General features: G+C 48.9%; 9 protein-coding genes. 5 read left to right on the plus strand and 4 right to left on the minus strand.

All coding sequences use genetic code 11. The annotated features are described in order from the left end of the window. Positions 1-17 precede the first annotated feature (17 nt). On the plus strand, positions 18-1718 hold the full coding sequence (locus ODZ53_RS18945) for a sigma-54 interaction domain-containing protein (protein ID WP_372679124.1): 1701 nt from the start codon (positions 18-20) through the stop codon (positions 1716-1718). Between the two features lie 44 nt (positions 1719-1762). Next, positions 1763-1966, plus strand: coding sequence for a hypothetical protein (locus tag ODZ53_RS18950; protein WP_372679126.1), 204 nt, complete (start codon positions 1763-1765; stop codon positions 1964-1966). A gap of 352 nt (positions 1967-2318) precedes the next feature. Here ODZ53_RS18950 and ODZ53_RS18955 read toward each other — a convergent pair whose 3' ends face one another. From ODZ53_RS18955 to ODZ53_RS18965, 3 genes are all read right to left on the minus strand, one after another. Next, a complete protein-coding gene (locus tag ODZ53_RS18955; RefSeq protein ID WP_372679128.1) occupies positions 2319-2624 on the minus strand; it encodes an ABC transporter substrate-binding protein in 306 nt (101 codons plus the stop codon). A gap of 165 nt (positions 2625-2789) precedes the next feature. Continuing rightward, a complete protein-coding gene (locus ODZ53_RS18960) occupies positions 2790-4445 on the minus strand; it encodes a peptide ABC transporter substrate-binding protein (protein WP_372679130.1) in 1656 nt (551 codons plus the stop codon). Positions 4446-4665: 220 nt separating this feature from the next. Then, the gene (locus ODZ53_RS18965; RefSeq protein WP_372679152.1) at positions 4666-5733 is read right to left on the minus strand and encodes a M24 family metallopeptidase; all 1068 of its coding nucleotides are present in this window, start codon (positions 5731-5733) and stop codon (positions 4666-4668) included. A 149-nt stretch (positions 5734-5882) separates the two neighbouring features. On the opposite strand from ODZ53_RS18965, the gene ODZ53_RS18970 reads away from it, so the two are divergent. From ODZ53_RS18970 to ODZ53_RS18980, 3 genes are read left to right on the plus strand one after another with little or no spacing between them, the layout of a single operon-like run. Further along, a complete protein-coding gene (locus ODZ53_RS18970) occupies positions 5883-6155 on the plus strand; it encodes a (2Fe-2S)-binding protein (RefSeq protein WP_372679132.1) in 273 nt (90 codons plus the stop codon). Further along, complete coding sequence (locus ODZ53_RS18975) at positions 6152-6487, plus strand: (2Fe-2S)-binding protein (RefSeq protein WP_064203436.1); 336 nt, start codon at positions 6152-6154, stop codon at positions 6485-6487. Before ODZ53_RS18970 ends, ODZ53_RS18975 begins: the two co-directional genes overlap by 4 nt. Then, entirely contained in the window at positions 6484-7689 is a 1206-nt protein-coding gene (locus tag ODZ53_RS18980; RefSeq protein ID WP_372679134.1) for an NAD(P)/FAD-dependent oxidoreductase, read from the plus strand. Before ODZ53_RS18975 ends, ODZ53_RS18980 begins: the two co-directional genes overlap by 4 nt. Before the next feature lie 30 nt (positions 7690-7719). Here ODZ53_RS18980 and ODZ53_RS18985 read toward each other — a convergent pair whose 3' ends face one another. After that, the gene (locus tag ODZ53_RS18985) at positions 7720-8547 is read right to left on the minus strand and encodes a DUF2161 domain-containing phosphodiesterase (protein ID WP_372679154.1); all 828 of its coding nucleotides are present in this window, start codon (positions 8545-8547) and stop codon (positions 7720-7722) included. Between the last annotated feature and the right edge of the window lie 60 nt (positions 8548-8607).

An 8607-nucleotide genomic window follows, 5' to 3' on the forward strand; every position in this document is an offset into this window, starting at 1 on the left:
AAAAAGGGATGATCGAGTTGAATCACAAACTTCCTGCCTTAACCGAATTGATCCAGACAAACATGCGAATTTTCAACGATCAAGAGCTTCTCCCTCCTCAGTTGGACGAAACCGTTCCTGTATTTACCCAGCGTCAAACCAGCTGGTATGTCGCCGATTCCTCTCATTTCACTACCAATTTGACGATCGATTGCACACATGCCCCTTGGGAACCAGCTGCTGTGACGACACGGGATTCAACATTGGCCGATGCCATCCGTCTGCTAGCTACTCACAACTATCTCCTAATCGAAAAACAGCCTGGAATCCCTGTCGGCTACCTTCATCGAGGTGCAGTCATACAAGCCATTTTTTCCTCGTATGAGATTTTGGAAGCGTATTTCGAGACGATGATTAAGACCATGGATGCATCCATATCCGTCATCGATGAAAAAGCGCGTGTGATGGTTTGGACAGAAGGCGCTGAACGAATCTTTTCCTTGAAAGCAAAAGAAACGATTGGTCACCCGATCACCGAATTTTTCCCGCTCGAAATGCTTGAAACACTCAAATCTCTGCAAAGCGGACAATCTCTCTACCGCCATCAGCATCAGCCGCGGGAGGATCTCGTCGTTCTCATCAATACGAATCCGATCTATTTGCATGACAAAATCATCGGAGCTGTTGCGGCGGAAACCGATATCACGAGCCAAGTCCGACTGAACCAGGAGCTGTTGAACGCCAATAAAAAAGTGAATCACTTGCAGCAGGAAATGGCAAAGCTCAGTCCGACGCCCGATCCATTTGCACAGATCAAGGGAACGAGTCTCCCCATTCGCCATATCAAGTCCATGATCCAAAAGCTCAGCGCTACGCAAGCAACCGTCTTGATCACAGGGGAAAGCGGCGTCGGCAAGGAGCTTTTCGCCAAAGCCGTGCATGATGTGCGGGAAGGCTCCAATGCGCCCTTTATCGCCATCAACTGCGGTGCGATTTCGCCTACTTTGTTTGAAAGCGAGCTGTTCGGGTACGAAAAAGGGGCCTTCTCTGGTGCGGATCAAAAAGGGAAAAAAGGAATGATTGAGCTGGCTCGCGGAGGAACGCTGTTTCTCGACGAAGTAGGAGAAATGCCGCTCGATATGCAAGTGAAGCTGCTTCGCGTGCTTCAGGAGAAAAAGTATTATTCGGTCGGAGGGACCAAGCAGATTGAAGCGGACTTCCGCGTGCTTGCTGCCACGAATAAAAATCTGGAGGAGTTAGTGAAGGAAGGGAAGTTTCGCCAAGACCTGTTCTATCGGCTCAATGTCGTGACGCTGAAAATTCCTCCGCTACGAGAACGCCTTGAAGATACGATTGAGCTCGCCCACTTTTTTCTCTATGAATTCTCTTTACGCTACAACCGTCCCATTCATGCCATTTCGCAAAATGTGATGCAAAACCTGCTTCAATACGACTGGCCAGGCAACATTCGCGAGCTACGAAATGCCATTGAACGATTGGTGGTATTCGCGACGGACGGTATTATCAAAGAAGAGGATTTGCCGTATTCCTTGCAAGGTCAGACGAAACAGGTACCGATTGAGCTTCCGCCTGATCTGTTTTCCTTGCAAGAGGAAATCGAAGCGCATGAGCGCCGTGTCATTTTGCGAGCCATCGAGCTGGAAAATGGCAACAAGCAAGCGGCTGCGAAAAGACTTGGCATATCGCGGGCCACGCTCTATAACAAATTGGGGAAGTAAAAAACGTTGTCCTTCAACGGTTGTGCATGGGGAAGCCCTGCCACATGTTTTCCAGTCTCCTGTATCCTCTCTTCGTTCGGGCAGTCTCCTTCCAAACATGTGACAGGGCTTTCGAGCTGTTAACGTTCATCGAGCTTTTCAAATCGTTTTTGGGGTTGGTCACGGTAGATTTCTTGTGCTTGCTGATCATCTTGAGTTATCGAATCATGATCGTGAAGCATTTTTGGTTCGTTTTGACGACTCAATGATCGCGAGTTGTTCATCTTCCTTCTTGGATCGACTTGCAATCATGTTTTACAAAAGCTACGAAGAAGAAGCGGATTTCCAGTCCAAGCGCCTCTGGAGCCCATCCCAGCTCCGGAATGAATGGCGGGGAATTTAAGCTTCACTTATGGAATACTTCTTCGAAACTTCTACGTTTGAAGCGCTCCCGCCATTCATTCCGGAGCGGGCAGTCAATCCCCCTTGCAGGGCGGAGGCCGAAGCGTAGACTGGAAATCCGCTTCTTCCCTCCACTACAGCCGCTTTTTGCAAGCAAAAAACGCACGCCAACGCGAACAAAAATCAGGAAACCTTCGCCCCTCTTTTGGTGGCAATACCTCAGACAAAATACGGATTAATTCCACGGTTGATTTCTTCATACGCAATGACGGCACCCCTGGATTTTTCAACGGATGCTTTGGCAAAATCAGCCAAGTCCTTGGCGTAGGCAGAATTGTGATGGATGAGCACTACTTTTTTCGCTTGGTTCGCTGCCATGTAATCTGCCGCGGTTTGTGCTTGATCTGGGGTTTGGCCATTGATCAAAAAGAGGGTGTCATAGCCTTGAGCGGGTAATTTGGCTGAGTTGGCTGCTGTGGTCGCTATTTTTGGATCGCAGCCATCATCAGCTACTTCGGTCTTCAATTTTTTTCCAATCACTCCACTGCTGTCATTTATTTTTTTGACACCCATTTCAATGGCGTTTTACATGTATTTTCCATCTGTTGCGCCATTACCAGTTACTGGTAAAACTACACCAACGACTATCACACTTCCCCATTTTTTCATTGCCCATCCCCCATCCGAATATTATTCGATTGATGTCCATTTCCAGTCGATTGCCCCTAGACCATCCTGGAAGATCCCTTTTACCTTGTCATTCTTCACCCATGTATGCGTATAGAAGTAGATCGGCATAATCGGCATTTCATCCATCATGATTTGCTCGGCTTCACGTAGAATCGCCTTCCGCTTTTCCGGATCACTCTCAGTGGCAGATTGATTCAACAGCTCTTTGAATCTCGGATTCTCCCAACGCGTGTCATTGTTTCCTCCGTCCTTTTCCTTGAACAGCTCCAGGAAGTTGATCGGATCGTTGAAGTCACCTGACCAGCCGAGACGCCCGACCTGATAGTTGCCCTCGTGCATGGTCTCGAGGTACACCTTCCATTCCTGATTTTCCAGCTTCACATCTGCTCCAAGGTTTTGGCGCCATTGGTCCTGAATCGCTTCTGCGATTTTTTTATGCCCTTCGGACGTGTTGTAGCTAAGCTTGATCGGTGGCAGTTTAGAGATGCCCAGCTCTTTCATTCCTTCCTCTAACAGCTTTTTGGCTGTCTCTTGATCATTGTCTTTGAAATAACCACCCGTATTGAGTCCCATTGTCGGTGGAACTGCTGCCATCGCTGGCTGCTGATTCGCTTGGAGTACGTTGTCGATCAAGATTTGACGGTTAATGGCGTAGGCAAAGGCTTTCCGAATCTTCACGTTATTGAACGGGGGTTTCTCTGTATTGAACTTGTACCAGTAGGTAGCACCGACAGGCTTCACTTGCAGCTTTCCGCTGTCTTTAAGCGCTGGCATCGCATCTGTTGGCAGCGAGCTTAACGGACTGCCTGCCCAATCAATCTCGCCATTTTCGAACATGGACAGCTCTGTGTTTTCATCCTCCACCATCGAGAACTCGATCTTGTCCAGCTTGACACGCTCTTTGTCCCAGTAGTTGTCGTTTTTCACGAGTACCATTTTGCTTTTGTGTTCCCATGACTCCATTTTGAAAGGACCATTTCCTACGTGTGTTTTAGCATCTCCGGCCCATTTTTCACCGGTCTCGATTACCTTTTTATTTACCGGGAAATAAGTTTGGAAGGCGGTTAGCTCCAGAAAAAACGGAGTTGGATTCGTCAACTCTACTTGGAGGGTCTTGTCGTCCAATGCTTTTACGCCGACATCATTCAAGCTGCCAGTCCCTTTGTTGGCCTTCTCCGCATTCTTGATGTAATAGAGCTGATAGGCGTAATTCGACGCTGTCTTCGGATCGAGAGCTCGCTTCCACGCATATTCGAAATCGTGAGCTGTTACTGGTTCTCCGTTGCTCCACTTGGAGTCTCTCAGCTTGAAGGTGTATGTTTTCATATCACTCGATACTTCAATCTTCTCGGCTACTGCTTCCTCTGGCTTGCCCGAAGGCCCGATGCGTGTCAGTCCATCAAAAACTGCTTTAACGATGGCAGCAGAAGTCGTGTCTTCCGCAAGTCCAGGATCACCTGTAGGTGGTTCGGAGTGAAGATTCCAGCGAAGGACTTGTGCTTTTTCTGGTTCTTTAGCCGTGGAGGCAGGCGCTGGCTGTATACTCGACTGTCCACTCTGTGCTGCTTGCTCGGCTGGCTGTCCTCCTCCACATCCTGCCAACGATAATCCCATGACTGCTAGGCTACTCATCACCGCGAACACACTTTTTTTCATTGGATCAACCCCCATTATTCAGTCGTTATGTGTTGGTTTTCAGAATTATCAGAATGCAAAAGATGTGCCAAAAATGAAAGCGGCAGTGGCTTCGTTCTAGCGTTGGTTGTTGTAAACTTTTTTGTACACGGTATTACTTGTCGTGTTTCAAATCTTAGACACTGCTGTTAGACAAAAAAAGCCTCAGCCCACTTACTCGGCCAAGACTTTGTCTCTCGATTTATAAAATGATCAATTCACGCGGTGAATGTGTAAGCACCTCATTACCGCTCTCTGTGACAACCAGATCGTCTTCGATACGGACTCCACCAAGCTCTGGGATATAAATCCCCGGCTCTACGGTCAAAATCATGCCTTCTTGGAGAACAGCGGTGCAACGTGTGGACATAAATGGCTCCTCATGAATATCGAGGCCCACTCCATGCCCCATTCCATGTCCAAAACGCTCGCCATAACCGTGCTCCGTGATGTAGTCCCGTGCGAAGGCGTCTGCCTCTTTCCCGGTAATACCAGGACGAATGCCTGCAACAGCCCGATTGCGTGCTTCCAAAACGATCTCGTAGATGACTTTGAGCTGTTCATCAGGAGTGCCAACCGCAACCGTACGGGTAATATCCGAGCGATACCCTTGGTACAATGCACCAAAGTCCATCGTGACCATATCGCCCTCTTCAATCGTTTTTTCACTCGCTACGCCATGAGGAAGTGCGGAACGATAGCCAGAAGCAATAATGATGTCAAAAGCAGAGCCCGACGCCCCTTCCTTTCGCATGAACATTTCCAATTCATTAGACACCGCAAGCTCTGTGATACCAGGACGCAGGAAGGAAGTTATATGGGAAAATGCCGCATCGGCGATTTGTGCAGCCGTTCGGATGATCGCCAGTTCTTCCTTTGTCTTTATCATCCGCAATCCCTCAATGACACCTGACGTCGGAATGAATGCTGTTTGGACGGCCTCGCTGTATTTACGATGTAAGGCAAACGAGACATTCTCCTCCTCAAAGCCTAGATGTTTGATTCCCATCGCTTCCGCCTGACGTGCTACTTCGCTGTAAACAGATTCTTTTGTCGGCAAATAAACGATCTCAAACCCCGTTGCTTGTGCTTGCGCTTGGGCTGTGTAACGGAAATCTGTGAAGAGCTTGGCCTGGTCCCTGGAAATGAGGACAACTCCGTATGTACCTGTAAAGTTTGTGAGGTATCGGCGGTTTTGTCCATTGGTGATCAACATCCCGTCAATCCCCATTGAATCGAATTGCTCACGCAGTCTTGTTACTTTTTCCATCTCTGTCATCCCTCTTCTGTTTTGTCGTGATTGGGCTATTTCTTTGAGAATATTCAGCAAGTATTGTGCCAGCCAGGACGATCTCAGTCTCTTTCCCATGGCACGACACTTGCATTTTTCATCAAGCAAGAATGAAAGGAGGCATCATCATGGAATCGCATCCATTGATTATCTGCCGTTGTGAAGAAGTAACTCTCGCTGAATTGGTAGAGACCGCCCAAACCTACCAATGTACTGCACGCGAGCTGAAGCTACGGACCAGAGCCGGCATGGGCTGCTGCGGTGGGAGAACCTGCCGTATATTGATCGATCAGGTCATTCAGCAAGTAACTGGCCAAGTGCCTTCTCATACTGTACCTCTTGGATACCAACCGCCTATCCGTCCTGTCTCATTTCAAACGCTTGGGGGGCAACGGGCATGAATCAACGAATTGATCACCATCCGGTCCTCGGTTCACTCGGGGACAGAAAGCAGCTTCCTTTTTATTATAACGGCTCTGTCTATACGGCTTTCGAAGGCGAAACGATTGCGGGAGCACTATTAGCCGCAGGGGTCCGTACGCTTCGGGTGCACGAGGAAAAAGGAACACCGCGAGGCATTTACTGCAATATCGGTCACTGCTATGAATGTCGCGTCCATGTAGACGGTGTTCCAACCGTGCGTGCTTGTATGACGCTTGTGCAGGAAGGCATGCAAGTAAATGCGGGTTCTCTCCTTCCTACGCCCTTGAAAAAAGGAGGGCATGGTGCATGATCGACCTTCTGATCATCGGGGCTGGACCCGCGGGCTTATCCGCAGCAATTGCTAGTGCAAGGCAGGGATTGGCTGTTCGTGTAGTCGATGAGTTTTATCGCCCTGGGGGCCGCTTGCTTGGTCAGCTTCACGAAGAACCGAACGGTGTGTGGTGGAATGGACTGGATGAGGCTGCTCGTCTCACGCAAGAAGCGATTGGGCTTGGCGTAGAGATCCGTTGCGGCGTTTCCGTGTTCCATTTGACACAATCTCAAAATGGCTGGATTGTTTCTACCACAGTGGGGGAAATGGTAGCCCCATTGCTCCTGATCGCAACGGGGGCTTCTGAGGCAGCCGTACCCGTGCCAGGGTGGACATTACCTGGCGTGATGTCCATCGGAGCGGCTCAAGTCATGACGAATGTGCAGCGCGTGCGAGTAGGACAGCGCGGAGTTGTCATTGGAATCAATATCTTATCGGTGGCGATATCCCGGGAATTGCAGTTGGCTGGAATTACCGTGGATCGAATGATTCTCCCGCCCAGTACGGCTGTCAGTGGCACTGCAGGGCAACCACAAGCCGTGATGCAATCCTTATTGCGCGTCGCCCATCTTGCCCCTTCTTTGATGATTCGGCTGGGGAGCAAACTGATGGGAAGTCCATGTATGCAAAAACTGGCAGTGTCCCTCTACCCCTCCAACGGGTTTTCTATGTGGGACATCCCGATTCAACTGCGAACAGCAGCAGTGGAAATCGTCGGAACCTTTCAAGTCGAGGGTGTCCGTATCGCCCGAGTTGCAGCCGATGGTTCACCCATAGCTGGAACCGAACAAGTCATTCCAGCTGATTTCGTCTGTATCGCAGGCGGATTAAGTCCACTCGCCGAATTAGCAGCGATTGCTGGGTGCCCTTTTGCCTATGTTCCCTCCTTGGGTGGGCATGTCCCCTTACACAATGAAAGCATGCGAACACCACTCTCCGGACTCTATGTTGCCGGCAATATCACGGGAATTGAAAGTGCCAAAGTGGCAATGGCTCAAGGCACGGTCGCGGGACTTTCTATCGCAAAAGCTCAGGGAAAGCTAACAAATGAACAACCATTATCGGATGCCATTCAACAGGTGAAAATCGTCCGCCAAAACGCAACGATTCAGTTCCATCCAGACATTGTTGCTGGACGTGCACTGGTAGGGCAAATGACAGCAGAATGGATCGCACACTAGTTGATTCTTTTCATAGGAAAAGGCAGCCTGTCATTCTTTCACAGCAGGCTGCCTTTGTTTTTTCTTTCTGGATTGTGCCTTAGTAGTTGATGAAGATGGCAACTCTGAGCCTAGAGTAAGTGTACCGTGTATTTCCTCCGCTTGTTCTTGATAGTAATCAATGAGCTCAGGGTACTCCGCGATTTCTCTCTCTCCTGTCGGCGTGATCGCATATAGCCCTCGTTGCACACGAGTAAACCACCCATAATGATTTTGGATAAGTATCGACGAGGTTTTCTCCCCTGCCCCTTTATTCTTAAGTAGTTTAGGCGATAACGGCCCATACTGCTGAAGCAACGTCGCGATTTGAATGCAGCTCTGCTTGTAGGCCGTCATGAGCTTGGTTTGATAACTGCCGCCAACATTGTAATCGCCGTATCTTCCCCGCATCTCTGCAATGATGCGGTTTCGCTTTTTTTGATTGAATTGCTTGCTTTTTACCCGATCAAACGGTCCCGGTGAAATATTCACTTCCATGACTGCGGGCCCTCTTTTTGGAAAGGACACGAGAATAAGACCGAGCTCAAGACGTCTAACCAAGTAGCATATATCTTGCCATTTTTTCGAAAACAATTTGTATTTGGGCTTCGGAATTGCCATATATACAAAATCGGTATAGCGTTGTCGCTTGGTTGCCTGTATGAGCAATTCCACACTTAGGTTGCGCTTAAATTCAACTATGATCAGTTCCTCGCCTTTCATGGCCGTTAAATCGCAATGCTTGACCTCGCCAAAAACGTCATATCCTTGCGCGACAAAATAATTTCGAATCGGTTCGTACATGTCAGCTTCATATTTTTTCTCTGCTTTCGGTTCCATGTGCTCCCCTTCTCTTATAGGAAAAAGAGCCAATCCAGTGGATTGACTCCTTTCTTCGTT

This window comes from Brevibacillus sp. BD137 (genome assembly GCF_041644655.1).
Classification (GTDB): Bacteria; Bacillota; Bacilli; order Brevibacillales; family Brevibacillaceae; genus Brevibacillus; species Brevibacillus brevis_D.

What these genes read in the sequence shown, in the direction of transcription:
- ODZ53_RS18950 (WP_372679126.1), top strand. Translation starts at nt 1,763, where the DNA reads ATGTTTTCCAGTCTCCTGTATCCTCTCTTCGTTCGGGCAGTCTCCTTC.
- ODZ53_RS18960 (WP_372679130.1), bottom strand. Translation starts at nt 4,445, where the DNA reads ATGAAAAAAAGTGTGTTCGCGGTGATGAGTAGCCTAGCAGTCATGGGA.
- ODZ53_RS18965 (WP_372679152.1), bottom strand. Translation starts at nt 5,733, where the DNA reads ATGGAAAAAGTAACAAGACTGCGTGAGCAATTCGATTCAATGGGGATT.
- ODZ53_RS18970 (WP_372679132.1), top strand. Translation starts at nt 5,883, where the DNA reads ATGGAATCGCATCCATTGATTATCTGCCGTTGTGAAGAAGTAACTCTC.
- ODZ53_RS18975 (WP_064203436.1), top strand. Translation starts at nt 6,152, where the DNA reads ATGAATCAACGAATTGATCACCATCCGGTCCTCGGTTCACTCGGGGAC.
- ODZ53_RS18980 (WP_372679134.1), top strand. Translation starts at nt 6,484, where the DNA reads ATGATCGACCTTCTGATCATCGGGGCTGGACCCGCGGGCTTATCCGCA.
- ODZ53_RS18985 (WP_372679154.1), bottom strand. Translation starts at nt 8,547, where the DNA reads ATGGAACCGAAAGCAGAGAAAAAATATGAAGCTGACATGTACGAACCG.